This window comes from Campylobacter sp. IFREMER_LSEM_CL292, from assembly GCF_025771615.1.
Taxonomy (GTDB): domain Bacteria; phylum Campylobacterota; class Campylobacteria; order Campylobacterales; family Campylobacteraceae; genus Campylobacter_D; species Campylobacter_D lari_D.
The window spans coordinates 1-25,856 of the sequence record NZ_JAKMQP010000007.1; the positions used below are offsets into that span (position 1 = coordinate 1).

Annotated in this window: 26 protein-coding genes and 2 pseudogenes; 19 read left to right on the forward strand and 9 right to left on the reverse strand. The window is 28.2% G+C overall.

All coding sequences use genetic code 11. From position 1 onward, the window contains the following. Positions 1–666 (forward strand): annotated as a pseudogene (locus L8T82_RS05135) (glycosyltransferase family 2 protein); the annotation flags it as partial. Here the strand turns inward: L8T82_RS05135 and L8T82_RS05140 are convergent. Continuing rightward, positions 661–2,034, reverse strand: coding sequence for a hypothetical protein (locus L8T82_RS05140; protein ID WP_263726025.1), 1,374 nt, complete (start codon positions 2,032–2,034; stop codon positions 661–663). The pseudogene L8T82_RS05135 and the gene L8T82_RS05140 sit on opposite strands and share 6 nt — an antisense overlap. Positions 2,035–2,111: 77 nt before the next feature. Between L8T82_RS05140 and L8T82_RS05145 the strand changes: the two genes are divergently transcribed. The 7 genes from L8T82_RS05145 to L8T82_RS05175 are packed head-to-tail and all read left to right on the forward strand — an operon-like array spanning position 2,112 to position 8,695. After that, positions 2,112–3,122 (forward strand): NAD-dependent 4,6-dehydratase LegB, encoded by a 1,011-nt coding sequence (locus tag L8T82_RS05145; RefSeq protein WP_263726026.1) that lies wholly within the window; start codon positions 2,112–2,114, stop codon positions 3,120–3,122. Positions 3,123–3,129: 7 nt separating this feature from the next. Next, entirely contained in the window at positions 3,130–3,693 is a 564-nt protein-coding gene (locus L8T82_RS05150; RefSeq protein ID WP_263726027.1) for a NeuD/PglB/VioB family sugar acetyltransferase, read from the forward strand. Positions 3,694–3,695: 2 nt separating this feature from the next. Next, entirely contained in the window at positions 3,696–4,817 is a 1,122-nt protein-coding gene (locus tag L8T82_RS05155) for an N-acetyl sugar amidotransferase (protein WP_263726060.1), read from the forward strand. After that, positions 4,804–5,814 (forward strand): N-acetylneuraminate synthase, encoded by a 1,011-nt coding sequence (gene neuB / locus L8T82_RS05160; RefSeq protein ID WP_263726028.1) that lies wholly within the window; start codon positions 4,804–4,806, stop codon positions 5,812–5,814. Before L8T82_RS05155 ends, neuB begins: the two co-directional genes overlap by 14 nt. Beyond that, positions 5,804–6,964, forward strand: a complete 1,161-nt coding sequence (gene neuC, locus L8T82_RS05165; RefSeq protein ID WP_263726029.1) for a UDP-N-acetylglucosamine 2-epimerase — start codon at positions 5,804–5,806, stop codon at positions 6,962–6,964. Before neuB ends, neuC begins: the two co-directional genes overlap by 11 nt. After that, positions 6,961–7,992: a nucleotidyltransferase family protein gene (locus L8T82_RS05170; RefSeq protein ID WP_263726030.1), complete on the forward strand. Its 1,032-nt coding sequence runs from the start codon at positions 6,961–6,963 to the stop codon at positions 7,990–7,992. Before neuC ends, L8T82_RS05170 begins: the two co-directional genes overlap by 4 nt. After that, a complete protein-coding gene (locus L8T82_RS05175) occupies positions 7,979–8,695 on the forward strand; it encodes a cytidylyltransferase domain-containing protein (RefSeq protein WP_133319717.1) in 717 nt (238 codons plus the stop codon). The genes L8T82_RS05170 and L8T82_RS05175 overlap by 14 nt, the downstream gene beginning before the upstream one ends. On the opposite strand, the gene L8T82_RS05180 is transcribed toward L8T82_RS05175, so the two are convergent. Next, positions 8,692–9,498 (reverse strand): glycosyltransferase family 2 protein, encoded by an 807-nt coding sequence (locus L8T82_RS05180; protein ID WP_263726031.1) that lies wholly within the window; start codon positions 9,496–9,498, stop codon positions 8,692–8,694. The two genes, L8T82_RS05175 and L8T82_RS05180, sit on opposite strands and share 4 nt — an antisense overlap. A 52-nt stretch (positions 9,499–9,550) precedes the next feature. Between L8T82_RS05180 and waaF the strand changes: the two genes are divergently transcribed. From waaF to L8T82_RS05220, 8 genes are all read left to right on the forward strand, one after another. Beyond that, a complete protein-coding gene (gene waaF, locus L8T82_RS05185) occupies positions 9,551–10,471 on the forward strand; it encodes a lipopolysaccharide heptosyltransferase II (RefSeq protein ID WP_263726032.1) in 921 nt (306 codons plus the stop codon). Between the two features lie 494 nt (positions 10,472–10,965). Continuing rightward, positions 10,966–11,973 carry an MBOAT family O-acyltransferase gene (locus tag L8T82_RS05190; RefSeq protein WP_318530096.1) on the forward strand — a complete coding sequence of 336 codons (1,008 nt, stop codon included), beginning with the start codon at positions 10,966–10,968 and terminating at the stop codon, positions 11,971–11,973. A gap of 8 nt (positions 11,974–11,981) precedes the next feature. Then, complete coding sequence (locus L8T82_RS05195) at positions 11,982–12,131, forward strand: hypothetical protein (protein ID WP_263726033.1); 150 nt, start codon at positions 11,982–11,984, stop codon at positions 12,129–12,131. A 62-nt stretch (positions 12,132–12,193) separates the two neighbouring features. Next, positions 12,194–12,559, forward strand: a complete 366-nt coding sequence (locus L8T82_RS05200) for a hypothetical protein (RefSeq protein ID WP_263726034.1) — start codon at positions 12,194–12,196, stop codon at positions 12,557–12,559. 66 nt (positions 12,560–12,625) lie between these two features. Beyond that, positions 12,626–13,108, forward strand: a complete 483-nt coding sequence (locus tag L8T82_RS05205) for a hypothetical protein (RefSeq protein WP_263726035.1) — start codon at positions 12,626–12,628, stop codon at positions 13,106–13,108. Between the two features lie 92 nt (positions 13,109–13,200). Next, positions 13,201–13,503 (forward strand): HU family DNA-binding protein, encoded by a 303-nt coding sequence (locus L8T82_RS05210; RefSeq protein WP_263679118.1) that lies wholly within the window; start codon positions 13,201–13,203, stop codon positions 13,501–13,503. A 96-nt stretch (positions 13,504–13,599) separates the two neighbouring features. Continuing rightward, entirely contained in the window at positions 13,600–14,502 is a 903-nt protein-coding gene (gene cysK / locus L8T82_RS05215) for a cysteine synthase A (protein ID WP_263664830.1), read from the forward strand. A gap of 12 nt (positions 14,503–14,514) precedes the next feature. Continuing rightward, positions 14,515–15,900, forward strand: coding sequence for a replicative DNA helicase (locus L8T82_RS05220; protein WP_263726036.1), 1,386 nt, complete (start codon positions 14,515–14,517; stop codon positions 15,898–15,900). Here the strand turns inward: L8T82_RS05220 and tpx are convergent. Genes tpx through L8T82_RS05235 form a run of 3 tightly spaced genes read right to left on the reverse strand, consistent with a single transcriptional unit; the run spans position 15,897 to position 18,929 of the window. Next, complete coding sequence (tpx, locus tag L8T82_RS05225) at positions 15,897–16,415, reverse strand: thiol peroxidase (RefSeq protein WP_263726037.1); 519 nt, start codon at positions 16,413–16,415, stop codon at positions 15,897–15,899. The two genes, L8T82_RS05220 and tpx, sit on opposite strands and share 4 nt — an antisense overlap. Before the next feature lie 11 nt (positions 16,416–16,426). Next, positions 16,427–17,770 carry a magnesium transporter gene (mgtE, locus tag L8T82_RS05230; RefSeq protein ID WP_133319709.1) on the reverse strand — a complete coding sequence of 448 codons (1,344 nt, stop codon included), beginning with the start codon at positions 17,768–17,770 and terminating at the stop codon, positions 16,427–16,429. 1 nt (position 17,771) lies between these two features. Beyond that, the gene (locus tag L8T82_RS05235; protein WP_133319708.1) at positions 17,772–18,929 is read right to left on the reverse strand and encodes a M23 family metallopeptidase; all 1,158 of its coding nucleotides are present in this window, start codon (positions 18,927–18,929) and stop codon (positions 17,772–17,774) included. A 127-nt stretch (positions 18,930–19,056) separates the two neighbouring features. On the opposite strand from L8T82_RS05235, the gene L8T82_RS05240 reads away from it, so the two are divergent. Genes L8T82_RS05240 through L8T82_RS05250 form a run of 3 tightly spaced genes read left to right on the forward strand, consistent with a single transcriptional unit; the run spans position 19,057 to position 21,961 of the window. Beyond that, positions 19,057–19,767, forward strand: a complete 711-nt coding sequence (locus tag L8T82_RS05240; RefSeq protein ID WP_375154839.1) for a plasminogen-binding N-terminal domain-containing protein — start codon at positions 19,057–19,059, stop codon at positions 19,765–19,767. Then, positions 19,767–21,149: an FAD-linked oxidase C-terminal domain-containing protein gene (locus L8T82_RS05245; RefSeq protein WP_263726039.1), complete on the forward strand. Its 1,383-nt coding sequence runs from the start codon at positions 19,767–19,769 to the stop codon at positions 21,147–21,149. The genes L8T82_RS05240 and L8T82_RS05245 overlap by 1 nt, the downstream gene beginning before the upstream one ends. Continuing rightward, on the forward strand, positions 21,149–21,961 hold the full coding sequence (locus L8T82_RS05250; protein ID WP_133319705.1) for a YihY/virulence factor BrkB family protein: 813 nt from the start codon (positions 21,149–21,151) through the stop codon (positions 21,959–21,961). The genes L8T82_RS05245 and L8T82_RS05250 overlap by 1 nt, the downstream gene beginning before the upstream one ends. On the opposite strand, the pseudogene L8T82_RS05255 reads toward L8T82_RS05250, so the two are convergent. The 4 genes and pseudogenes from L8T82_RS05255 to L8T82_RS05270 all read right to left on the reverse strand — a co-directional run bounded on the left by L8T82_RS05255 (position 21,908) and on the right by L8T82_RS05270 (position 25,843). Continuing rightward, positions 21,908–23,168, reverse strand: a pseudogene (locus L8T82_RS05255) (ComEC/Rec2 family competence protein). The gene L8T82_RS05250 and the pseudogene L8T82_RS05255 overlap by 54 nt on opposite strands. Next, on the reverse strand, positions 23,165–23,728 hold the full coding sequence (locus tag L8T82_RS05260; protein ID WP_263661217.1) for a DedA family protein: 564 nt from the start codon (positions 23,726–23,728) through the stop codon (positions 23,165–23,167). The pseudogene L8T82_RS05255 and the gene L8T82_RS05260 overlap by 4 nt, the downstream one beginning before the upstream one ends. A gap of 8 nt (positions 23,729–23,736) precedes the next feature. Further along, positions 23,737–25,290, reverse strand: a complete 1,554-nt coding sequence (gene rny / locus L8T82_RS05265; protein WP_263660211.1) for a ribonuclease Y — start codon at positions 25,288–25,290, stop codon at positions 23,737–23,739. Then, positions 25,214–25,843, reverse strand: a complete 630-nt coding sequence (locus tag L8T82_RS05270) for a 5-formyltetrahydrofolate cyclo-ligase (RefSeq protein WP_263661216.1) — start codon at positions 25,841–25,843, stop codon at positions 25,214–25,216. Before L8T82_RS05270 ends, rny begins: the two co-directional genes overlap by 77 nt. Between the last annotated feature and the right edge of the window lie 13 nt (positions 25,844–25,856).

The window sequence follows — 25,856 nt, forward strand, 5'->3', positions numbered from 1 at the left end:
GAAGCAAAATACTATGAAATATCTTGTAAAAATCAAAGTCAAAGTAGTAGATTAAAAGATATTAATATAAAACAAGAAAAAAAGATTACTCCATTAGAATGGTTGCGACATTTAGCAAGAAGCAAGATGAAAGATTTTTCTTTTGCTTGTTCAGGTATGATAAATTTTAATCATATAATAGATAAAAAAATAAAATTTAAAGATGGTATTTTTGCTGAAGATCATTTATTTGGAATTTTGCTTTTTTCGCAAGCTAAGGATATTTATATTTATCCTAAAATATTTTATTATTATAGAATTCGAGCTAATTCTTTGACAAATCAAGATAAAAAAATTACCAAAGATAATATTCTTCCATATTTTAAAGATATATTTATTGCATTTGAAGAGAATGCAACTTTAGCAAAAGAGTATTTTAAATGCGCTAGTTGGGTGCAAACTAGTTTAGAATTAGTGCGATTTATAGAAAATTATCATGATAAAAAAATTTCTTCACTATTAAGAGATGTTATTTTATACTTTTATATCAAAAATGCATTTAAAATTAAAAAAATTGGTAAAGATCCTTTGTGTATTAAAGAGAAATTACAACTATTAAAACCTTATAAAATTTCTAAAATCAGATATGTGATTTTTAGAAATTATTTTTATATTAAGAAATTATAAAAGAATTTGTATTATATCTTGTATTTCTTTTGTATTATTTGTTTGGAGAAAAGTGTAGTTTTCTAAAATATAATCTAAATCATCATATTTGGGAATAAAATTTTTTTGAATTTTATCAATAGCTTTTGCTAAATCTTCTTTAGAGCGAATATTAAAACATTCATTGAGTAATTCAATAAAATTAGTATTTTCACCAAAATTTATAATAGGTTTTTTTAATAGAACTGCTTCTATTAGAGATGTTGCAGCTATTGCACATGTAGCTTTAGAATATTTTATAAGTTCAGTAGAGTTCGTATCTATATCTATAATTTTTACATTTGACATTTGTTCTAAAAATTCATAAAATTTTAAGCTTCTAAAATAATGAATATTGTTTAGATATGGCAATTCGTTTTCATAGCAAAAAAATTGTTGCGGGTGTTCTTTGACATAAATTTTCCAATTTTTGGGCAATAAATTTGATAGGAGTTCAATAATAAACAATTGAGATGATAGTGTTGTTCTATTCATAATTGAAGCTTCTGGTTCTAGGTGTAATGGAAAGTATATATAATTATCTTCAAAATCAGCTTTTTGTGAAATTTTCTTATATATTTTTCGAAGATTGTTTATATATATAGACTGTTTATATATTTCATATTTTGAAAGAAAAAACATTTCTTTGTTTTTAATTAAGTTGTACTCTAAATATATACCTCCCAATTTTCTTTGAATTATTCTAGGTAGGGTTTTTATTTTTGTTTTATAAAAATATTTTAAAGGATTTTTAATTCCTATTTTTTTATTTGATGTTGAATTGTTAAAAAAATTATAGAGGTTTACTTTAGTTTTGTTGATATTTTTTATGTTTTTAAAACTATGACTATTTAAATGCAATAGTTGATAGATTTGTTGATTGTTAAAATCACTAGATATTGATAGTAGATAAACTGGGATGTTGTGTTTTAAAGCAATATCAAAAGGAATGCTATCCCAATCACCACCATGCTCTATTTGATCGGAAAATATCATATCGATGTGGTTGTTATTAAAATAATCAAGCCAGAAAGAAAGTGCTTTATAATATAAATTTTGTATTACACCAGTATCTAGATAATATCTATGGTAATATTTTTCAAGTTTATATTGAGTTGATCTAAATTTTAATATTTCTTCATATTTTAAATCATAATTTATTTTATGAATATTATTTATTTTTTCTCTGATTTGTCCTTGCGGATAAAAAAATTTTACAAACTCTTTATACTTTTCCTTGGCTCTTTTTATATCATTGGTAATTAACATATCTATCTTAATATATTTGTTAAAAGATAAAAATTGCTCTATTAACTGTAAATCTAGATCTATTAGGATTATTTTTTTCATTATTTTCCTTATTTTTATTTTTATTATATAATATAGTTTGTAAAAAGCAACTTTAGTAAAATATTTAAAGAAGAATTATGAGTAAGAATATATTAGTCACAGGTGCAGATGGTTTTATAGGTTCGCATTTAGTTGAAATGCTTTATGCACAAAGCAAAGACAAGGATTCTTTGTTTTATGGTTATAAAATTAAAGCTTTAAGTCAGTATAATTCTTTTAATTATTGGGGTTGGCTTGAAGATATAGAGTGTTTAAAAGATATTGAAGTAGTTTGTGGAGATATTAGAGATCCACATTTTTGTAAAAATATCACTCAAGATATAGAAATCATCTTTCATTTGGCGGCTTTAATAGCCATACCTTTTTCTTATGTTGCTCCAGATAGTTATGTAGATGTTAATATAAAGGGTACTTTAAATATCTGCCAAAGTGCATTAGAAAATAATGTAAAGCGTATTATTCATACAAGTACAAGCGAGGTTTATGGTACGGCTTTGTATGTGCCTATTGATGAAAAACATCCTTTGCAAGCACAAAGTCCATATTCAGCAAGCAAAATAGGTGCTGATGCTATGGCAATGAGTTTTTATAATGCTTTCAATCTCCCACTGACCATAGCAAGACCTTTTAATACCTATGGCCCAAGGCAAAGCGCAAGGGCGGTGATCCCAACTATCATCACTCAAATTGCAAATGGAGCTAAACAAATAAAGCTTGGAGATGTAAGTCCTACTAGAGATTTTAATTATGTGAAAGATACTTGTTTAGGGTTTTTAGAGTTAGCTAAATGTCAAAAGGCTATAGGTGAAGTGGTAAATATAGGATCAAATTATGAAATAAGCATAAAAGATACTTTAGAACTCATTAAAAAACTTATGAAATCAAATGTAGAATTTATCACAGAAAATGAACGCGTTAGACCCGAAAATAGTGAAGTATTTAGGCTATGGTGTGACAATAGCAAGATCAAAAGCCTTACTAACTTTTCACCACAATATGATATAGAAAAAGGTTTAGCTCAAACTATAGAGTGGTTTAGTAGTTCTTTAAATTTAAAAAAATATAAAAGTGATATTTATAATATTTAGGATTTTTGTGAAAGAAAAAATAATCATTATTGGAGCTGGAGGACATGCAAGAGCATGTATGGATGTTATAGAGCTTGAAGGTAAATTTGAAATTGCTGGTTTTGTGGATAATGATATAGAAAGTGCGTATTATCCATTGCTTGGGAATGATGATGATTTAAAAAAATTATTTAAAGAATATAAATATGCCTTAATTGGTATTGGACAAATTAAAACTTCATTGCCGAGAGTGCAAATTTATGATAAGTTGAAAACTATAGGTTTTAGATTGCCAACTATTATTTCGCCGCTTGCTCATGTGTCAAAAAGATCTTTTATTGATGAGGCAACTATAATAATGCATCATGCCTTGGTAAATACAAATGTCAAGATAGGTAAAGGTTGTATAATAAATTCAAAGGCATTAGTTGAACATGATGCTATAATTGAAAATTTTTGTCATATTAGTACAGCTAGTGTTGTTAATGGGGGTTGTTTGATAAAGCAGCATAGTTTTTTGGGGTCAAATACTCATTTAAAACATGGTAGTATTTTAGGCGAAGATAGTATAGTATATATGAAAGGAGTATAATGATGAAATATTGTGATTATTGCGTAATGCCAAATACGAGACCAGGGATAAAATTTAGTAAAGATAAAAATGGTAAAAATATTTGTTCAGCTTGTGTAAATCATAAAAATAAAGAAAATATTGATTATGAAGCTAGATTTAAAGAATTAGAAAAACTTTGTGATAAATATAGAAGAATGAATGGTAAGTATGAGTATGATTGCGCTATTGCGGTAAGTGGGGGCAAAGATTCTCATTTTCAAGTACATATTATGAAAGAAAAATTAGGAATGAATCCTATTTTATTTAGCGTAGAAGATAATTTTACTATGACTGAAGCTGGGAAGAAAAATTTAAAAAATATTTCTGAAGAATTTGGCTGTCATCTTATAAGCTTAAAACCTGATATAAAAACTCAAAAAAAAGTTATGTTGAAAACCTTTGAAAAGTATGGAAAACCTACCTGGTTTATAGATAGATTAATCTATTCTTACCCTTTTGCTATGGCTTTGAAATTTAATACACCTTTGCTTGTCTATGGGGAAAATATTTCATATGAATATGGCGGGAATGACAACATTGAAACTTCTGATGCAAGTGGTATTTTTTTAAATGGGGTAGCAAGTGATTTGGATATTAATGAATTTATAGATGATGAAATAAAGGAAGAGAATTTGCAATTGTTTTTTGATCCTAGCAAAGACGATATTGGCAAGTTAGATCCTATATATTTAAGTTATTTTGTTAAGTGGAATTCTTATTCTAATTATGTTTTTGCTAAAAATAGAGGGTTTAGTGATTTAAATGGGGAATGGGACAGGAAGCATTGTGCTGAAAATTTTGATCAAGTTGATAGTATTGCTTATATTTTACATGCTTGGATGAAATATCCAAAATTTGGTCATGCTATGACTAGTGATTATGCTGCTAGATTTGTAAGATATGGACTTTTAAGCAGAGATGAAGCTGTAAAAATAGTAAAACAAAAAGATCATAATTTGGATAATAAATGCATAGAAGATTTTTGTAGTTTTTTAGGTATTTCAAAATCTAAATTTTGGAGTATAGTAGAAAAGCATTATAATAAAGAGTTATTTTATAAGAATGAATTTGGAGAATATAAATTAAAAAATGAAATACAATAAAACCCTTGTTATAGCAGAAGCTGGAGTTAATCATAATGGTGATATAAATTTAGCTAAAAAGCTTATAGAAGTAGCCAGTGAAGCTGGGGCTGATTTTGTAAAATTTCAAACTTTTGTAGCTGAAAATTGTATAAGTAAAAATGCCAAAAAAGCAGAGTATCAACTCCAAGCTACTGATGAAAATCAAAGCCAGCTTGATATGGTTAAAAAATTGGAACTTTCTAAACAAGATCATGAAATTTTAATAGAACATTGTAAAAAATTTAATATTAAATTTCTTTCCACTGCTTTTGATTTAGAAAGTATTGATTTGCTTGTAAAATTTGATATAGAAATTTTTAAAATTCCAAGCGGAGAATTAACTAATCTTCCTTACTTGAAAAAAATTGCTAGTTTTAATAAAAATATCATCTTATCGACAGGAATGGCCACTTTAGGTGAGATTGAAAAAGTTTTAGATATTTTGGTGCAAAATGGCACTCAAAGAGATAAAATCATTATTTTACATTGTAATACAGAATACCCTACACCTTTTGAAGATGTAAATTTAAGAGCTATGCAAACTTTAAAAAAAGCCTTTTGCTTGCCCGTAGGATATTCTGATCACACTTTGGGTATAACTATACCTATAGCAGCTGTAGCTATGGGAGCTTGTGTGATAGAAAAACATTTTACTTTAGATAAAAGTATGCAAGGGCCTGATCATCAAGCTTCCTTAGAACCTGAAGAATTAAAAGCTATGATTAAATCCATAAGAGAGCTAGAACAAGCTTTTGGAGATGGTGTTAAAATTCCAAGCAAAAGCGAAAGTAAAAACAAAGCCATTGCTAGAAAATCTCTTGTAGCTAAAAAAGTTATAAAAAAGGGCGAATGTTTTAGTGAAGAAAATCTTACCACAAAGCGACCAGGGGATGGAATTTGTGCTATGAAATATGATAAATATTTAGGTAAAATTGCTAGTAGAGATTATGCTGAAGATGAGTTAATTGATGAATAGAAAAATTTGTGTTATTAGTGGTACTAGAGCTGAATGGTATTTATTAAGAAATTTATGCAAATACATTGAACAAGATAATGAATTAACTTTGCAGCTTATTGTTACAGCAGCTCATTTAAGTCAAGATTTTGGTTTTACTTATCAAGAGATTGAAAAAGAATTTAAAGTAAATAAAAAAATTCCCATTTTGCTTAATAACAATGATGGTGTAGGTATTTGTAAAAGTATGGGGCTTTTACAAATTTCACTTTGTGAAGCTTTTGAAGAATTAAAACCTGATATTGTGGTGATATTAGGCGATAGATATGAAATGCTTTCTTGTGCTAGCACTTGTTTGGTAATGCAAATTCCCTTAGCGCATCTTTGTGGAGGTGAGCTTACCTTGGGAGCTATTGATGATAGCATTAGGCATGCTATTAGTAAAATGGCGCATTTGCATTTTGCTAGTACTCAAACTTATGCAAATAGAATTTTGCAACTTGGAGAAAGTAAAGATAGAGTTTTTAATGTAGGTTCTCTAGGGAGAGAAAATATCAATAATATGAATTTTTTAAACAAGGAAGATTTGCAAAAAGAATTGAATTTGATATTTGATGAAAATATATATTTAATAACTTATCATCCTCAAACGATACAAAAATCAAGCGTTAAAAAAGAAATAAAATTATTGCTTGAATTTTTAGATAATTTGGAAAATTCTACTTTAATTTTTACGAAAGCAAATGCTGATGAGAATGGCTTATATATTAATGAGCTTTTAAATGAGTATTGTATAAAACAATCTCATAAAGCAAAGTTATTTGATAATTTGGGCTCTAAAAGATACTTAAGTTTAATGAAAATAGCAAATATGCTTATAGGAAATAGCTCTAGTGGAATTTGCGAAAGTCCTTTTTTAAGAATTCCTTGTATCAATATAGGCAACAGGCAAGAAGGAAGAATTTTTGCTGATAATATTATAAATTGTGATATTTATCATTTAAAACAAGCGTTTTTGTATGTTAATACCAAAGAATATCAAGATAGGCTAAAAAATTTCATTAATCCTTTTGAGTGTGAAGGTAAAAATACAAGTCTAATGATAAAGGATATTTTAAAAAATATTTCTTTGGAAAAAATTTTATATAAAAAATTTGTGGATATGCAATGAGTATTGAAAAATTAAAACTTGCTAAAAATGCAAGCATACAAGAAGCTTTAAAAATTATAGGTAGTGAGCGTGTTAGAATAGCTTTGGTGGTAGAAAATGATAAATTTTTAGGTGTAATTAGTGATTCTAACATTAGAAGAGCTTTGTTAAATGGCAAAAAGCTTGAAGATAGTATAGAAACAATTTATACTAAGAATTCGCTAACTATTAAAGAAAATACAAGTAAAGAAGAGCTTTTAAAATTAGCTAGTCAAACTGATATTTATGATTTTCCTGTCTTAAATAGTGAAAATGAAGTCATAGCTATAAAATCTATTGCTTCAATTCTTAAAGAAAAAAGTTTTGAAAATGAAGTAGTTCTAATGGTTGGAGGTCTTGGAAGTAGATTGGGTGAACTTACCAAAAATACTCCAAAACCTATGTTAAAAATAGGTAAAAAACCAATACTCGAAAATATTGTTTTAAATTTCAAAGAACAAGGTTTTAAAAAGTTTATATTTTGTGTAAATTATAAAAAAGAAGTTATTTGTGATTATTTTCAAGAAGGCAAAAGTTGGGGTGTTGAAATTTCTTATATTAAAGAAAAACAAAAACTTGGCACTGCCGGGGCTTTGTCTTTGGTGAAAAATATGAAAAAATCATTTATTGTTATGAATGGAGATATTTTAACTAAACTTGATTTTGATCAACTTATTCAAGAGCATAAAAAAAGTAAAGCAGTGATGAGTGTGGTACTTAGAGAATTTGAGCATCAAATTCCTTATGGTGTTGTGAAAATTTCTAACAATGATATAAAAGATATAGAAGAAAAACCTATGCAGAAATTTTTAGTTAGTGCTGGAATTTATGTATTAGAACCAGAAGTTTTAAAGTATATCAAAAAAGATGTGTATTTGGATATGCCTAATTTGATTAAGCGATTGTTAGATAAAAAATTAAAAATAAATTCTTATATATTACAAGATTATTGGATTGATATAGGAAGACTTGAAGAATATGAAAAGGCGATTATTGATGCAAATAATTAAGAATAGTTTAAATGATATTTTGGCAATCATTCCTGCGCGTAGTGGAAGTAAGCGTCTTATTCATAAAAACATTAAAATTTTAAAAAACAAGCCTTTAATCGCATGGAGTATTGAAGCTGCTTTAAAGTCTAAATATATAAAAAATGTCATGGTTAGCACAGATTCTCAAGAATATGCAAGGATAGCAATGCAATATGGAGCGCAAGTGCCTTATTTAAGAGATAGATCTTTATCAGATGATACATCATCTTCTTTTGATGTTATAAAAAATATTATTGATTTTTATGCTGATAAAAATATTAGTTTTAAATATATTGTTTTGTTACAACCTACAAGTCCTTTGAGAAATAATAAACATATTGATGAGGCATTGGATTTATTTTTTAAGAAAAACGCTAATTCTGTAATTAGTGTTTGTGAGTGTGAACACTCTCCTCTTTGGAGCAATACTATACCAGAAAATGGCGCTATGGATTTATTTTTGCCTTCAGAGATTAAAAATTTACGCTCACAAGATTTAGAGAAACATTACAGACTTAATGGTGCTATTTATATAGCAAAAATAAAAGAATTTATGCAATATAAAGGTTTTTTTATGCCAAATAGCTTTGCTTACAAAATGGAGTCTATTTATTCTATAGATATTGATACGGATTATGATTTTAAAATGGCTAGTTTGTTGTTAAAAAGTGAGTATATTTAAATCCTACTCTCTAACCCTAAAATTTCTTTTTCTAAAACTTCTAATATTTTTTTATTAAAATGCTTATATTGAAAAATATTAGTTAATTTTTTAATGTATTTTAAACTTTGCTTTTTATGCATGTAATTTTGCCATAAAATTTCTTTATTTTTGTTTTCATATCTACCATTTTCATTAAATTCATAGCGGTATATACATTCTTTCGATATAAAAAAACTTTCACTAATCAGAAAATTTACATAGTTAAAAAGCACATCCTCTCCATAGCAAAGCCTCTCTTTAAAATCAACATATTCAAAGCTTTTTAAAATCAAATTTTTCTTATATACTTTTGCCCAAACACTCCAGCAAAAATGTTTTTGCTTGAGTAAAAATTCCAAAAATTCATCTTTATTAAAAAGCTCATCTTGCTTAAATCTATAAAATTTCTTAAATTTCACCCTATGCACATACGCATCAAACACTACCATATCTACATTTTTAATTTTTTCAAGCCCAAACTCACAAGCGTTAAGCTCTAAATAATCATCAGGATCTAAAAAAATAATGTAGGGTGAGCTTGAATTTAATACACCTATATTCCTACTAGCAAAGGTTCCTAAATTCTCTTCATTATGTATGATTTTTATCCTATCATCTTTACTAGCATATTCTTTAGCTATATCTATACTTTTATCATTACCGCAATCATCTACTATAATGATTTCTATATCTTTAAAAGTTTGGTTTATACAACTTTCTAATGCTCTAGCTATATATTTTTCCACATTATATGTTGGTAGTATGATGGAAATTTGACTCATTTTAGCTCTTTATTTTTTGGTATAATTATAGCTTTTATTTTTAAGGAAAATCATGAATATTTTTATCAACCTTCCTACTTGGCTTGGCGATGCAGTGATGGCTAGTGCGGCTATTTATGCTATAAAAGAAAAATACCCTCAAGCTAAATTTACTTTTTATGGTTCTTTTGTGAGCACAGAGCTTTTTAAACGCTTTGAAAATGCTCAAATTTTAGTAGAAAATAAAAAGCAAAGATATAAGCAAATTTTAAAAGCTAGAAAAAATCTTGGTAAATTTGATCTAGCTTTTTCATTTCGCTCGGCATTTTCAAGTAAGATCATTTTAAATCTAATCAAAGCAAAAAAAAGATTTTATTTTGATAAAAATATTCTAAAAGAAGAACACCAAGTCTTAAAATACTTAAATTTCATAGAAAAAGCCTTAAATTTTAAAGCTACTTCAAATTCTTTAAAACTCCCTATAAAAGCAAAATCAACTCAAAAAATCTTAGGTATAAACCCGGGTGCGCATTTTGGAAGTGCTAAAAGATGGGAAGCGAGCTATTTTGCAAGGGTAGCAAAAGAATTTAGCTCAACTCATCAAATTTTAATCTTTGGAGTAGAAAGTGAGAGAGAAATTTGTGATGAAATTGAGCATTTTCTTCTAAAAGAAGGTATCAAATCAAAAAATCTTTGTGGTAAAACTAGTATTTATACTTTATGTAAAAATATTTCTATGCTTGATTTGCTCATCACAAACGACAGTGGTCCTATGCATATAGGTGCAGTTTATGGGGTGAAAACGGTGGCTATTTTTGGCTCGACTAAATTTAGTCAAACCTCGCCTTGGCAAGAAAATACTAAAATAGCACATTTAAATTTAGCTTGTATGCCTTGTATGCAAAAGGTCTGTCCTTTAAAACACCACAAATGCATGAAAGACTTAAAGCCTGAAGTAGTAATAATTTTAGCAAAAAATATTTTAAGAGTGTGAATGGTTTTTAGTTCTTATGAATTTATATTTATATTTTTACCTATAACTTTAATTATATTTTATATGCTTAAAAAATTTAATCATATTCAAAGTGCAAAATTATTTTTAGTCTTAGCAAGTTTATTTTTTTATGCCTTTTGAAAGGTTGAATATGTTTTGATTTTATTGCTTTCTATGGGTGTGAATTTTTATTTTGCAAATTTAATTTTACTTAATAGGGGGAGGATAAAGCTATTATTTTATAGCGGAGTGTTTTTTAATTTAGCTTTGCTTTCTTTTTTCAAATACACTGATTTTCTTTTAGAAAATTTTAATGTATTTTTTCAAATAGTCCAACTAGATTTTAATATTCCTTTGCCACATATATTACTACCTTTAGCTATATCTTTTTTTACTTTTCAGCAAATTGCTTTTTTAGTAGATTGTTATAAAAGAACAAATATAGAAGGTTTAAAAATGAAAATACATATAAAATAAATATTTTAGATTATGCTTTGTTTATAACATTTTTTCCTCAGCTTATAGCAGGTCCAATAGTGCATCATAAAGAAATGATGTCTCAATTTAAAAGCATGCTTTGGAATAATTCTATTCTTATTAATTGGGAAAATATAGCTAAAGGATTATTTATATTTTCTATGGGTTTATTTAAGAAAGTATATATTGCTGATTCTTTTGCGCTTTGGGCTAATGCAGGGTTTAAGATAGTTGAAAATGGAGGTACTTTAAATATTTTTGAAACTTGGGCAACTTCTTTATCTTATACTTTTCAACTTTATTTTGATTTTAGTGGATATTGCGATATGGCTATAGGTATAGCTTTATTTTTTAGTATAAAACTTCCTATTAATTTTAACTTTCCTTATAAAGTATTAAATATAAGTGATTTTTGGAGAAGATGGCATATAACATTAGGTAAATTTTTAAAAGATTATTTATATATACCTTTAGGTGGTAATAGGGTTTCTAAGATTATAAATTTGAGAAATCTTTTTATAGTAGCTTTTGTTAGTGGAGTATGGCATAGAGCTGGATGGGGTTTTGTGATATGGGGAGTATTGCATGGACTAGCTATGGTTATTCATAGAATTTATACTTTCATAACCCCAAATGCCAAATTTAAAGAAAATATTGTTTATAAAATATTTGTATGGTTTGTAACTTTTAATTTTATTAATCTTGCGTGGATATTTTTTAGAAGCGAAAATCTTCAAGGTGCTATAAATCTTTTAAAAGCTATGTTTGGTTTAACTTGGGTAGATTTACCAATAAAATGGCATAGAATGAAAGAATCTTTAGCGCAAATTAGTGGTAGCAATGAAACTTTAATTTATATCATCGTTTGTATGATTTTATGTATTGGGTTTAAAAATAGTATTGAAAAACTTGAAAAGTTTAAAACTAGTTATATAAATTCTTTATTGGTCATGCTTTTTTTATATATAGCTTTGATAACTTTAGGAGTAGTTGCTTATACTGAATTTATTTATTTTAATTTCTAAGGATAAAAATGTTTAAATCATATAAAAAATTTGTAATTTATTCTTTATTAATACCTTTGCCTTTTATATTGTTTTTAGGAATTTTACTTTATGTGTATGATCCATTGCAACTTTATCATGAACCTTGGTTTAGAAAAAAACATATTACAATGATTTAACTATTAGCTCCAAAGGTATAATCGATCACAATAAATTTGATTCTATAATTTTTGGAACTTCAATGCTTCAAAATACTTCATCTTTTGAAGCAACTTCTAAACTTGGAGGGCAATTTATCAATTTATCAATAGGTGGAAGCACTTTTGAACAAAGAAAGATTATTTTAGACTATATATTGAAAAAACATACTATTAAACATTTAGTAATATCTTTAGATGAATTTGCAATTATGGATGTAAAATTTCAAAATTTTTCTAATTTTAGCTATTTATATGATCAAAACACCTATAATGATTTAAAAATTTATCTTAATAAAAAATTTATTTTCTGCGCATTGAAATTTTCTAGTAATAAAAAATGTGTTGGAGATGATACTGAGTTAGAAAATTTACCAAAATGGATTAAAAGCCCAATTGCACAAAAATAACTTGGAGGGATTGGAAATTGGATTAAAAATATAGAAGAGGGTGTCCGAAAGGATATTAAAAAAATTGTGCAATTATACAATGGAAATTACATACATGATTATTCGAGTATAGATCTTAATGTTTTAAAAAATCATATTGATATTTACATATTTAACTATGCTAAAATGTATCCAAATGTCCAGTTTTCTTTAATCTTACCAACTTATTCTAGAGTTTATCACAAGATGGCACAGGTTGATTTTCAATATTACCAACAATGGGTAGATTTGGTAAAATATATTATTTTAAAGTCAAAAACACTTGAAAATGTTAAAATATATGGATTTGATGATTTAGATTATGCAGATGATATTGCAAATTATAAAGACTTAAATCACTATAATATAGACATGAATTCAATGCAACTTGATGCTATTAAAAACCAAACAAACATTTTAACGCCTGAAAATATGGATGAGTATTTTAAAATTATGGAAGAAAAAATCAAAAATTATGATTCAAATCCTTTAATTGAGCAAATAAAAGCAAGCGGTATTTTAGATAAATAGTGTAAATAAAAGCTTTTTTTGCGTGAAAACCTCTTGCAAAAGCTTGATAAATGTGTTAAACTTAACAATCATTTTTAATCAAGGAGCTTTTTATGACTAAAGCAGATTTTATTTCTCAAGTTGCTCAAATTGCTGGGCTAACTAAAAAAGATGCAACTGCAGCTACTGATGCAGTAATCGCTACTATTACTGATGTATTAGCTAAAGGTGATAGCATTAGCTTTATCGGTTTTGGTACATTTTCTGTAGCTGAAAGAGCTGCTAGAGAAGCTAGAGTACCAAGCACTGGTGCTACTATTAAAGTACCTGCTACTAAAGTTGCTAAATTTAAAGTAGGTAAAAACCTTAAAGACGCAGTTGCTGCTGCTAAAACTGCTAAAAAAGCTAAAAAATAATTCTTTGCGCAAAAGTTAAAAAACTTTTGCGTTTTTCTTCATAGTTAAGTATTAATTTTCTTTTGATATTGTTTTTAAAAATATTAAAGGAAGACAATGTCAGTTTATAATAATATCTTAGATTGTATAGGTAATACCCCGATTATTTCTTTAAAAGAATTTGCTCCAAATCTTTATGCTAAATGCGAGTATTTTAATCCAAGTCATTCTATAAAAGATAGAGCGGCTGTGGAGATGATAAAACAAGCTTTAAATGAAGGTAAAATCAATCAAGAAACAACCATTATAGAAGCTACAAGTGGCAATACTGGCATAGCTTTAGCAATGATTTGTGCAAGCTTAAAGCTTAAACTTATCATAGCTATGCCTGAGTCTATGAGTATTGAGCGTAGAAAAATGATGAGTTTTTTTGGTGCAAAGCTAGAGCTTACTCAAGCAAGCAAAGGTATGCAAGGAGCGCTTGATAGAGCTAATGAGCTTTTGAGTGAAATTCCAAATTCGTTTATGGTAAGTCAATTTGAAAATATCAACAATAAAAACGCACATAGAAAAAATACTGCTTTAGAAATTTTAAAAGCTTTGCCTGATCTTGGTATTTTTTTAGCAGGTTTTGGTACAGGCGGGACTATTAGCGGGGTAGGAGAAATTTTAAAAGAACATAATCCTAATGTCAAAATCATAGCCTTAGAACCCGCATCTTCGCCACTTTTGAGCCAAAATACCGCTGCAAGCCATAAAATTCAAGGTATAGGTGCAAATTTTATCCCTAAAATTTTAAATCAAAAAATTATAGATGAGATAGTTTGTGTAAGCAATGAAGATGCTATAAATACAGCCTTAGAGCTTGGTAAAAATGGCATAATGGCAGGAATTTCAAGTGGTGCAAATGTATATATGGCTAGAAAAATTGCTTTAGAAAACCCTGATAAAAAAGTCTTGACTATGTTAAATGATACAGCCGAGAGGTATTTATCAACTGATTTATTTGCAAATTTATAATTAGGAGCATGTATGAGTCAAAATAATGAACATTTTGATTTAGATCTTGAAAGGGCGATTTTAAGTTCTTGTATATATAGCGAAGATTCTTTTTTTAGTATTTCTTCAGATATTGAAATTAATGATTTTTCGCTCAAAGCTCATCAAGATATTTATAAAGCTATTTTAGCTTGTGTGAATGCAGGCGAGCCTATAAGTGCAAGTTTTATAAGAAAACATAAAAAAGTAGATGAGCAAATTTTAGCTGAAGTTTTAGCTACTACTTCCATAGCAGATGTGAGTAAATACGCTTATGAATTAAGAGAAAAATCCATTAGACGCCAACTTTTAAATTTTGCTTATACTATACCTACAAGGGTAAATGAAGATAAAAGCATTTCTCAAATCTCAGATGAAATAGGCAAAGAAATTTTTAATCTTACAAACCGTGTAAATAGTAATAGTATTAAAGATATGACTATGGTGATGTCTGAGCTTATGGATGAGTTTAAAAAGCAAAAAGAAGCTGAAAATAAAGATATTTTGGGACTTGATACAGGTTTTAGTGAGCTTAATAAAATGACAAAAGGCTTTAAACCCGGCGATCTTGTAATCATCGCTGCACGCCCTGGTATGGGAAAAACTACAATTTGTCTTAATTTTATAGAAAAAACACTAAGACAAAATAAAGGCGTTGTGATGTTTTCACTAGAAATGCCTGCTACGCAAATCATGCAAAGATTAATCAGTGCAAAAACTTCCATTCCTTTGCAAAAAATTCTAATCGCAGATTTAAACGATGATGAGTGGAGTAGGGTAGGTGATGCTTGTAATGAATATGCGCAAAAAAATCTTTATATTTACGATAGTGGTTATGCTAGCATAGCAGACATTCGTTCAATTTTACGCAAAATCAAGGCTCAAGATGAGAGTATTGAGCTTTGTGTAGTTGATTACATCGGTCTTATGATGAGTAACTCAGCTTTTAATGATAGGCATTTACAAGTGAGTGAAATTTCAAGAGGTTTAAAGCTTTTAGCAAGAGAATTAAATATGCCAGTAGTGGCACTCTCACAGCTTAATCGTTCATTAGAAAGTAGAGCAAATAAACGACCTATGCTTAGTGATTTAAGAGAGAGTGGTGCTATAGAACAAGATGCAGATACGATTTTATTTGTATATAGAGATGAGGTTTATAGAGAACAAGAAGAAAAAGAAAGAGAAAATAAAGCCAAAAATGAAGGCAAAACTTATGAGAGAAAATTTATGCCAAATCCTGTGCAAGAAAAAGCTGAGCTTATTATAGGTAAAAATAGAAATGGTCCTGTAGGGCATGTGGATTTGCTTTTCTTAAAAGAAAAATCGTGCTTTATTGAAGCCCCAAAAGAAGATTTTATAGTTACCAATTTTGAAGGTTAATTTAAAGAATAGCGATAATCGTTTTGTATAAAAAGCTCTAAATCTTTAAAATCAATTTTTCCCATCAGCTCTTTTACGAGCTGTTTGTATATTATTTTTTCATCTTTAACTATAAAAGCTGATCTTGCCAATAATCCTGCAAATATACTATCATGTATTAATACTCCATAATTAGTGCCAAAATCTTTAAAGACAAAATCACTTGCAACTATGATATTATCAATTCCTTCAGTCGCACAAAAACGATCCATAGCAAAAGGTAAGTCCATGCTAATAACAATCACTTCAATGTTTTTTATAGATGCCAATCTTTTGTTAGTTTCTTTAGCTTGTTTGGAACATACTTGAGTGTCTAAGCTAGGAAAAGTTAGTAAAATTTGAGTTTTTCCAGGTGGTGCTATTTCTACTGAGGCAAGATTTTTAGTTTTTAAAGTCACTTTTGGAGCATTATCGCCAATTTGTAGTTGATTTCCTGTGAGTTTTATGTTTTGTTTTTTATATATAATGCTTGACACAATTTTCCTTTTTATAATAAAATCATCTTAGCTAAGAGTAAAAAGCTGAAAAAACCCAAACCATCAGTAATTGCAGTAATTACAACACTTGAACCTACTGCAGGATCAATTTTAAATTTTTTCAAAGTTAATGGCACAAAAGAGCCTACAAAACCGGCTAAGGCTAGATTGATTAGCATTGACAAAGCTATAACAAGTCCTAAAAGGGCTGTTTTAAACCATATAAAAGCTATAATACTCATAACGCTAGCAAATATAAGCCCATTTAATAAAGAAATTCCACTCTCTCTTAATATAACTTTTTTAGCATCTTTAAATTCTACTTCATTGAGTGAGAGTTTTCTAACTGTTACCGCTAAGGCTTGTGAGCCTGTGTTACCTCCCATGGAAGCTACAATAGGCATAAGTACTGCTAGAGCTACAAGTTGTTCTATTTCACCTGAAAAAAGACTGATGATATTAGCTGAAATTAATGAAGTTGTAAGATTAATCATGAGCCAAAAAGCTCTTGCTTTAGCTGCTTTAAAAGCACTTTCTTCTTCAACATCTGCATCAACTCCGGCTAAATTATAAATTTGCTCTGTTGCATTTTCTTGGATTAAATCATGAATATCATCATAAGTAATTCTACCCAAAAGCACTCCATCATCATTTATAACAGCCAAAACACTTAAATCATAATCTTCTACTATATCAATAGCCTTTTGTATATCTTCATGATCTTTAATGCTATAACATTTATATTTTTCATTGTTGTTTTTAATAATATCTGCAAAACTTAGTTTAAAATCCCAAAGCAAGAGATCGCTTAGGTTGATAGCATTGCAAAGTTTTCCTTGTTTATCTATGATATAAACTTGAAAAATTTGATCTACTTGTCCTGAATGCTTTAAAATTCTATATCTTTTAATGGCCTTTTCTATACTTTCATTAATAGAGGCTGTGAAAATTTCTGTTTGCATATAAGCACCAGCAGTATTTTCATCATAATTTTTAAGGCGTAAAATTTCTTCTTTATCTTCTGAACTTAAGCGGTTTAAAATAGCTAAAGTTTTTTGTGGATTTAGCTCTTCAAAACGCTTAATTAAGTCTGTTGCATCATCACTTTCAAGCTCTTCTACTGCTTTTGCAATCTTTATAATGCTTAAGTTTTCTAAAATATCTTCTAAGATATGTTCAGGCGTTATAGTAGCTACATTTGCAAGTGTGTAAGTATCAAAAGATTTAAGAGTTTTTAAATAAAGCTCTTCATCATGCCTTTTGATAGTTTTTAAGGCTTCATTGATTTCATAGGTACTTTGATCTTTGAAAGTATTTTTTAAAAGTTCTTGTGCTTCTAAAAAATCATTCATCATCTCAAAGCTCCATAGAATTTTCTATATTTTGTTCTTTTGGTGGATTTTTATAATTTTCATCAATGCTTTGCAAGCGGTTTTCATACTCTTTTGCCATTTTTAAAAATTCTTCTTTGTTTTTTCCACTTAAGCTTGATTTTGGAATTTTAACTATAGTTTCAGGATTAATTGCTTTATTATTTAGATAAAGTCCAAAATGCAAATGTGGTCCAGTACTCATACCAGTAGAGCCTACATAAGCAATCACTTGTCCTTGCTTAACTTTTTGTCCGCGTTTGATTTTTGCAAAGCGACTAAGATGAGCATATAAAGTCATATAGCCTGACATGTGTTTTACTTGAACAACTTTACCATAACCACCTTTTGTCCCAACAAAGCTAATCGTTCCATCTCCTGCACTTTTAACTGGAGTACCCGTTGGAGCTGCATAGTCAATACCTAGGTGTGCTCTATAGCGTTTTAATATAGGATGGTATCTTGCTCTAGTAAAACGATCTGAAATCCTTGTATATTTGACAGGTTTAGTTAAAAAGAAATTTTCAAGCTCTTTTCCTTGAGCATTATAATAAGAATCTTTATATAAAAATACAGAATATTCTTTACCTCTAATATTAGCTAAAGCTGCTTGGATATTAATATCGCCAAAAAGTCTTCCTAGTCTTCTTTTTTGCTCATAAATTAATACTACACTATCGCCTTTTCTAACATTTTTAAAATTAACACTATTTTTAAAAGCTCTTACCATAGCTCTTGCTAAGGTTACGCTACCACTTTCATCATAAACATCTTGATAAGCTGAATTGTTAATAGCTACGCGAATAGTTCTTTTTTCTTTGGTATAAGAAATTGGAGTAAAACTTAATACGAATTTATTTTCAGTGTTTTTGTAAATATGAATTTGTAAATCATCACTGATTGGGATTAAAACCTGTTCTAATTCTCCTTGATCATCTTTTAACATTTGGTATTTAATGCCACTTGCAATTTCTGCACTTAGTTCTTTATCTTCAGCATCAAGATTATAGTATAAATTTAAAGGTATGGAGTGATCTTGTAAAAAATCAAGTAAAGTTTTGCCATTCTCCCAAGAAAGTTCTTCAACACTTGAAATAGCAAAAAGTTTTATCGATATAAGTAAAGATATGAAAATTTTTTTCATGGTATTTTAAAGCCTTCTAAAATTTAAACATAAATTTGTATTTTACTTAATTTTTCTTACAATTTTGTAAGGAAAATACAATATAATTTAATTTTTACACTTTTTTAAGGAGCATCAGTTGTCAAGAATTATTTTAATACTTTGTTGTTTTTTAGCATTTTTGCAAGCTAAAAATTTTGATTTAATACAAACAAAACTTGAAAAAGTAGATGATATTTATGGTTATATAAAAGATGATCCTAGAATTTTATTGCACTCAAGTGGTATAGTTGTGCATGAAATTGATACACAAAAATCAATTATTGCAAGAGCTAGTGTGATAGGGCGTGAAAATGGCTTAGTTAAATTACAATTTAAAGTTTTTGATATGCTAGCTCAAGATGCTATGCCTTTACCAAATGTATTGCCACAAGTAGGCGATAAAATAGTTTTAAATTATTTATATGATAGAGCCTTGATTATAGCTCCTGATAAAAATGTGTATGATTTTATAGCTCAAAAATTAAATGGACTTTATTTTTTACACCCTGATTTATTTGGTGCTCATATGATACAAGAATACCGCCAAACTCCAAGAAGATCAGATTTTAGATCTTTTTGTTCAAAAAATGCTGTTGGGCTTTTAGTGGTAGCTTTAGAAAATAAAGCTGAGATAGTTGATTGTCAAGATTTTGGCAAGATAGAAGAATTTAACATACCTCAAGCTCAAAGTTTGCAAATTCCATTTTATTCAAGAATTACAGGTTATAAAAGCGATATTTTTAGCTTAAATGATGAAGCAATTGGAAATTATTATGTATATTATGAAAAATTAATTAGCTTAACTAGAGAAAAATAATGCAAGAAATCCATCAAAAATTTTTTCAAGATCTTTTAGAGGTTGAAAATGCTCATTTTGATCCTATCCACAAAAGAGCGTATAGTTATGATGCTACTAAAAAGCATTATTTACCTGATGGAGTGCTTTTTCCAAGAGATGAAAATGATATTAGTCAAATTTTAAAATATTGTAATGAAAATAAAATCATCGTTATTCCTAGGGGCTCAGGTAGTGGATTTACCGGTGGAAGCTTAGCTATTAATGGTGGAGTAGTGTTAAGCTTTGAAAAACATATGAATAAAATTTTAGAAATTGATCTTGAAAATTTAGTTGCAGTAGTGCAGCCTGGTGTGATAAATATGGCTTTACAAGAAAAAGCAAAAGAATATGGTTTATTTTATCCACCTGATCCTGCTAGTATGGAGTATTCTTCTTTAGGGGGAAATGTAAGCGAAAATGCAGGGGGTATGAGAGCTGCTAAGTATGGTATAACTAAAGATTATGTAATGGCTTTAAGAGCTGTTTTGCCTAATGGAGAAATCATTAGAGCAGGTAAAAAAACTATAAAAGATGTAGCGGGTTATAATCTAGCTGGAATTTTAATAGCAAGTGAGGGATCTTTGGCTGTGCTTAGTGAGATTACTTTAAAACTAGTAGCTTTGCCAAAGTTTAAAAAGACAGCTATGGGGATTTTTAACAGCATTGATGAAGCAATGAATGCAGTTTATAAAACTTTAGCTAAAGGTGTGACTCCTGTATCTATGGAATTTTTAGATCAATTAAGCATACAAGCATTAGAACAAAAATTCCAAAAAGGCTTACCTATGGATGCGGGTGCGATTTTAATCGCTGATGTAGATGGCAATGTAGAAGAGGCTATTGAAGCAGATTTAAAAATTTTGCAAGAGAGTTTTTATGAATCTGGCGTAAGAGAGTTTAAAATAGCAAAAGATGAGCAAGAAGCAGCCAATATTTGGTTTGCTAGAAGAAACTGCTCTCAAAGTATAGCAATGTATGGAAATTTAAAGCTTAATGAAGATATTACAGTGCCGCGTTCAAAACTACCTGATCTTTTAAAAGGCATAGCTGAAATTTCTAAAAAATATGGTTTTAAAATCCCTTGTTTTGGTCATACTGGCGATGGTAATGTGCATACTAATGTAATGGTAAGTGATAAAAATAATCCTGAGTTGGTTAAAAAAGGTTACGAAGCTGTAGAAGAGGTGTTTAAGCTTACAGTTTCTTTAGGTGGAACCTTAAGTGGGGAGCATGGTATAGGCATTTCAAAAGCTCCTTTTATGAAGCTTGCTTTTAGTGAAGCTGAAATGGACTTGATGAGAAATATCAAAAAAGCATTTGATCCAAATAATATACTTAATCCTTTTAAAATGGGACTTTGATGAATTTTAAAAACTTCATAAAAATTCTTTTAAGCATAAGAGATAAAGAAATTTTAAATTATGCTGCAGCTTTGAGTTTTTATACTATTTTATCTTTAATACCGCTTTTATTTTTATGTTTTTGGGTTTTTACTCAAATTCCAAGTTTTGAAATGTATCAAGAAAGAATTAAAAATTTAATTTTTACTTTTTTAATCCCAACTCAACAAGAATTAATAACACAATATATTAACACTTTTTTAAAAAATAGTGTCAATCTTGGTTTAATTGGTCTTTTAGCTATGGCTTTGACTTCTTTAGCATTTTTTTCAGGTTATGATTATGTTATTAATAAGCTTTTAGAAGAAGACTCTAAAAGTCTTTGGCATAGTATAAGTTCTTATTGGACTTTGGCAACATTAACTCCACTTGGACTTGGAGTGAGTTTTTACATTTCAGGTTTTATACAAAAAACCTTAGATGATTTTAATATTGCTTTAAATTTTTTTGAGATTTTACCTTATGTGATTATATGGGCTTTGTTTTTTACATCTTATTCAAGTTCAGTGAGTAAAAAAGGTGATTTAAAAACTTTGCTTATTAGTTCTTTTGGTGCTTCTGTGATTTGGTATATTTCTAAGATGATTTTTGTGTATTATGCTGTATATAATAAAACTTATTTAAATGTATATGGTTCTTTTTCTGTGATATTGTTTTTCTTTTTGTGGATTTATATTTCTTGGATTATTTATCTTTTGGGTTTAAGGGTTTATTTGATTTTAAATCAAGAAAATAAAGGGAATAAAACCAAGAGAAATTACAAAAAGAGCTAAATAACGATGAAAAATAGCCATGAAGGATAAAAATATATAAATAAGATAAATTTCTAATGGTATGTGTAAACAATATACTATTTAATTTAAAATCAAATAATGCTAATAATATTTCATCTAATACATCTCCATAAGATAATAAATGCAGTAATAAACTTATAGGGTAAAATAAAGCAAATAATATGCTTAAAGGTATACCTAAAAATTGTTGAAAACTAATAAGTGGAAAAAAATATAATACAGGAATTATCATTGCTAAAAAAGTCCAAAAATTTATAAAAATAATATGAATATAATTTTTTGAAAAATTATCTTTAAAATGATGTAAATATAAATAAATATAAAATACTCCTAAACTTGAAAACAAAAAGCCAACGCTAAATAATAAATTTGGAAATAAGCTTATACATAAAATTACACTTAAGAATAAAAATTTAAAACTCAAAATTTTAATATTTTTGCTAAATAGATAAAAAGCAAAAATACTCATACATAAAGCTCTTATATAAGAAGGGCTAAAGTCTATTAAAAATATATACAAAATTAAAAGCAAGAAAGCAAAAATACTAATATCAAGTTTTAAACTTCTATAAGGAAAATATCGTTTGTGAAAAAAGGCATATAAAGGAGCAAAAATCAAAAAGCAAAAGCTAAATAACAAGCCCAAATGATATCCACTAATAGCAATTAAATGCGCGATATCGTAAAAATTTACATCATTTCTAAGTTCACTTGATACATTTTTTGCAAAGAATAAAGCCCCGTAAAATTCTTTGATTTTTTCATTTTGATGTTGATTTAAAAAATACTCCACTAAGATATTTTCTTTTTGAGCATTAGTTTTATGAAAATCATAACTTGGTACAAAAAAATTTTTACTAAGATAATCTTTAAAGTTAATATTTTTAGTAATAATCCTAAGATTTATAATATCATTTTTACTTAAATTTAGATCTTTAAAACTAGTAGTGTAAAAAACAAAATCAGAATTTTTAATTTTAAAAACTTGGTATTTTTTACCTTTTTTATTAGTTTTTTGATAGCTAGATATAATGATATTATTTTTAAGCAATAAATGTTTTGTGAGTTTAAAATTTTGGTATTTTTTATACTCATAAGTGAGATTTAGGCTAAAAATTGCTAAAAAACATAATAATAAAATTAAAAATTCTCTATAAGAATCTTTTATAGAGAATTTTAAATTCATTTTTTCTTAGAAAAGCGTGATAAGTATAACCATATAATAAAAATTAAAGTGATTATAAAGGCAGGTGCTATATAAGGATGATTTGAAAAAATTTCAAAAGCCTCCTTTAAGGTGTTTCCAAAAATAAATCCAGCATAACCAAGTATTATAGCCCAAATTAAACTAGCTAGGGTATTGATGATAAAAAATCTTACAAAGCTAAATTTGCAAAGGCCTGCTGCTATAGGAATGATAGTTTTTACCCCGTAAATAAATTTTTGCACTACTAAAAGTAAATCTCCATATTTTTTGATTTTTATCATAGCAAGCGCGATTTTTCTTTTATGATTTTTAAAATAAGGCATTATGTCTTTTTTATAATATTTTCCTAGAATAAATAATAGGGTTGAACCTATGGTATTAGCCAAAAAGGCTAAAAATATACACAAATGCAAATCAAGTTTAGTTGAACTTGCACAAAGTACCCCGGCAGCAAGTATGGCCACCATTCCTCCACCAAAAGAATAAAAAAATAAAATCAAATAACCATAAGTGCTAAGATTATCAATCATTTCTTGCATGAAAAACCTTATCTTGCAAAATCAACAGCTCTAAGCTCTCTGATGACATTAACTTTTATTTCACCAGGGTATTGAACTTTTTCTTGAATTTCTTCAGCTATTTCTTTAGCTAAAAGCACAGACTCATCATCATTGACTAATTTTGCATTAACAATAACTCTAATTTCTCTACCAGCATTAATAGCATAAGCTTTTTTAACCCCTTCTTTACTTTTTGCTATATCTTCAAGTTCGCTAACTCGTTTCAAGAAGGCCTCTAAAACCTCACGCCTTGCTCCAGGGCGTGCAGCGCTTAGTGTATCTGCTGTACAAACTGCAGCTGATTCTATACTTGTAGCCTCTTCATGTCCATGGTGAGCATAAATCGCATTAATCACTATAGGATGTTCTTTGTATCTTTTGCAAAGTTCAGCTCCTAAATCTACATGAGAACCTTCAAATTCATGCGTTAAAGCCTTGCCTATATCGTGTAAAATTCCAGCTCTTCTTGCCAGTTTTTCATCGCCACCACACTCAGCTGCTATGATTCCAGCTAAATGCGCTACTTCCAAAGAGTGTGCTAGAGCATTTTGTCCATAACTTGCTCTATATCTTAATTTTCCTATTAATTTAACAATTTCAGGATGGATATTATTAAGTCCTAAATCCATTACTATAGTTTGACCTTCTTCTAAGATATTATCTTCAAATTCTTTGCAAACTTTTTCATGAATTTCTTCTATTTTTGCAGGTTGTATTCTACCGTCTTCAACTAAAAGTTCAATCACCTTTGTAGCAATGGCGCGTCTATAAAGATTAAAACAACTTACTATAATTGCTCCAGGCGTATCATCTATGATAATATCAACACCCAAAACCATTTCTAAGGTTTTAACATTTCTCCCTTCTTTACCTATAATGCGTCCTTTTAACTCATCATTTTTGATATTTACTACATTGATCAACCTTTCAGCAGCGAATTCTCCTGCAAATCTTGAAGTAGCTTGTGCTAAGATAAAATTAGCCTTTCTTTTGGCTTCATTTCTAGCTTCTTCTTCGTATTTTCTAACAATATGAGCAATTTCAGCTCTTGAGGTTTCTTCTACTTTTTGCAAGACTATACTTTTTGCCTCTTCTTGTGTGAGACCAGCTGAATGTTCAAGAATTTTTAAAACATCATTTAACTTTGTTTCGTAGCTTTGTTTTAAATTTTCATTTTCTTCATGTAAAGCTTTTATAGTTTGCTGCTCTTTTGCTAATTTGTTTTTGTTTTCTTCATGAAGTTTTTCTTGATAATGAAGATTTTGTTCTTTTTTGTTGAGTTCTTCTAGCTTAATAGAATGCTCTTTTTGTAGTTTTTGAATTTTTTCATCAAATTTTTTCTTTGCTGCAAATTCAGCCTCAGCAACTGAATTTTTAGCATCTTTAAGTGTTAGCTCAGCTTCATATTCAATGGCTTTTGCTTTTGCTTTTGCTTGCTCTAAAAAGATATTGAAATTTGCATCATTAATCTTTTTGGCGACTATATATCCAATCCCTCCGCCTATGAAAACGGCTATTAATGCGACTAATATTTCTATCATTGTTTTTAACTTTCCTAAAATATTTTTTATAAGGGTTTATATAAAAATTTCCTTTTATATCATGGTCTTGACTAAAAATTTGATGAGATTTTGCATCCATCATTTGTGTGAAAATAACTAAAGGTTTTTTATAAGAAATATTTTCAAAAAACCTATCGTAAAATCCTTGGCCATGACCAACTCTTCCTAATTTTGCATCTACTCCTATAACAGGGATGATTGCAACATCTATACGAGTTTGCAAAAAAGAATCTTTTGGTTCATATACCCCAAAACTCTTTTTATCAAGAGCTAACCTTAATTTTACTACCTTTAAACTTTTATCTTGCATAAATGGAACAAAAATTCGGTATTTTTTTGTTAAAAAATGTCTGAATTTATAAAGATTAATTTCATATTTTAAAGGAATATATATAAGGATATTTTTGTAATTTTTACAAGATTTTAAAATTTTATTTACTTCTTGAAAAACTAAAAAATCTCTTTTGTATTGAAATTTTAGTTTCGATTTCATTTTAAATTTCTGTTTTATTCTAAAGTCATTTTTTATCAAAGCTTTCCTTGGT

Excerpts from the sequence above, each read along its gene's own strand:
- L8T82_RS05220 (WP_263726036.1), top strand. The coding sequence starts at position 14,515 with ATGAGTCAAAATAATGAACATTTTGATTTAGATCTTGAAAGGGCGATT.
- mgtE (WP_133319709.1), bottom strand. The coding sequence starts at position 17,770 with ATGATGAATGATTTTTTAGAAGCACAAGAACTTTTAAAAAATACTTTC.
- L8T82_RS05175 (WP_133319717.1), top strand. The coding sequence starts at position 7,979 with ATGCAAATAATTAAGAATAGTTTAAATGATATTTTGGCAATCATTCCT.
- L8T82_RS05200 (WP_263726034.1), top strand. The coding sequence starts at position 12,194 with ATGCTTCAAAATACTTCATCTTTTGAAGCAACTTCTAAACTTGGAGGG.
- L8T82_RS05180 (WP_263726031.1), bottom strand. The coding sequence starts at position 9,498 with ATGAGTCAAATTTCCATCATACTACCAACATATAATGTGGAAAAATAT.
- L8T82_RS05195 (WP_263726033.1), top strand. The coding sequence starts at position 11,982 with ATGTTTAAATCATATAAAAAATTTGTAATTTATTCTTTATTAATACCT.
- L8T82_RS05235 (WP_133319708.1), bottom strand. The coding sequence starts at position 18,929 with ATGAAAAAAATTTTCATATCTTTACTTATATCGATAAAACTTTTTGCT.
- neuB (WP_263726028.1), top strand. The coding sequence starts at position 4,804 with ATGAAATACAATAAAACCCTTGTTATAGCAGAAGCTGGAGTTAATCAT.
- L8T82_RS05250 (WP_133319705.1), top strand. The coding sequence starts at position 21,149 with ATGAATTTTAAAAACTTCATAAAAATTCTTTTAAGCATAAGAGATAAA.
- rny (WP_263660211.1), bottom strand. The coding sequence starts at position 25,290 with ATGATAGAAATATTAGTCGCATTAATAGCCGTTTTCATAGGCGGAGGG.
- L8T82_RS05155 (WP_263726060.1), top strand. The coding sequence starts at position 3,696 with ATGAAATATTGTGATTATTGCGTAATGCCAAATACGAGACCAGGGATA.
- L8T82_RS05210 (WP_263679118.1), top strand. The coding sequence starts at position 13,201 with ATGACTAAAGCAGATTTTATTTCTCAAGTTGCTCAAATTGCTGGGCTA.
- L8T82_RS05140 (WP_263726025.1), bottom strand. The coding sequence starts at position 2,034 with ATGAAAAAAATAATCCTAATAGATCTAGATTTACAGTTAATAGAGCAA.
- L8T82_RS05260 (WP_263661217.1), bottom strand. The coding sequence starts at position 23,728 with ATGCAAGAAATGATTGATAATCTTAGCACTTATGGTTATTTGATTTTA.
- L8T82_RS05145 (WP_263726026.1), top strand. The coding sequence starts at position 2,112 with ATGAGTAAGAATATATTAGTCACAGGTGCAGATGGTTTTATAGGTTCG.
- cysK (WP_263664830.1), top strand. The coding sequence starts at position 13,600 with ATGTCAGTTTATAATAATATCTTAGATTGTATAGGTAATACCCCGATT.
- waaF (WP_263726032.1), top strand. The coding sequence starts at position 9,551 with ATGAATATTTTTATCAACCTTCCTACTTGGCTTGGCGATGCAGTGATG.
- L8T82_RS05170 (WP_263726030.1), top strand. The coding sequence starts at position 6,961 with ATGAGTATTGAAAAATTAAAACTTGCTAAAAATGCAAGCATACAAGAA.
- L8T82_RS05245 (WP_263726039.1), top strand. The coding sequence starts at position 19,767 with ATGCAAGAAATCCATCAAAAATTTTTTCAAGATCTTTTAGAGGTTGAA.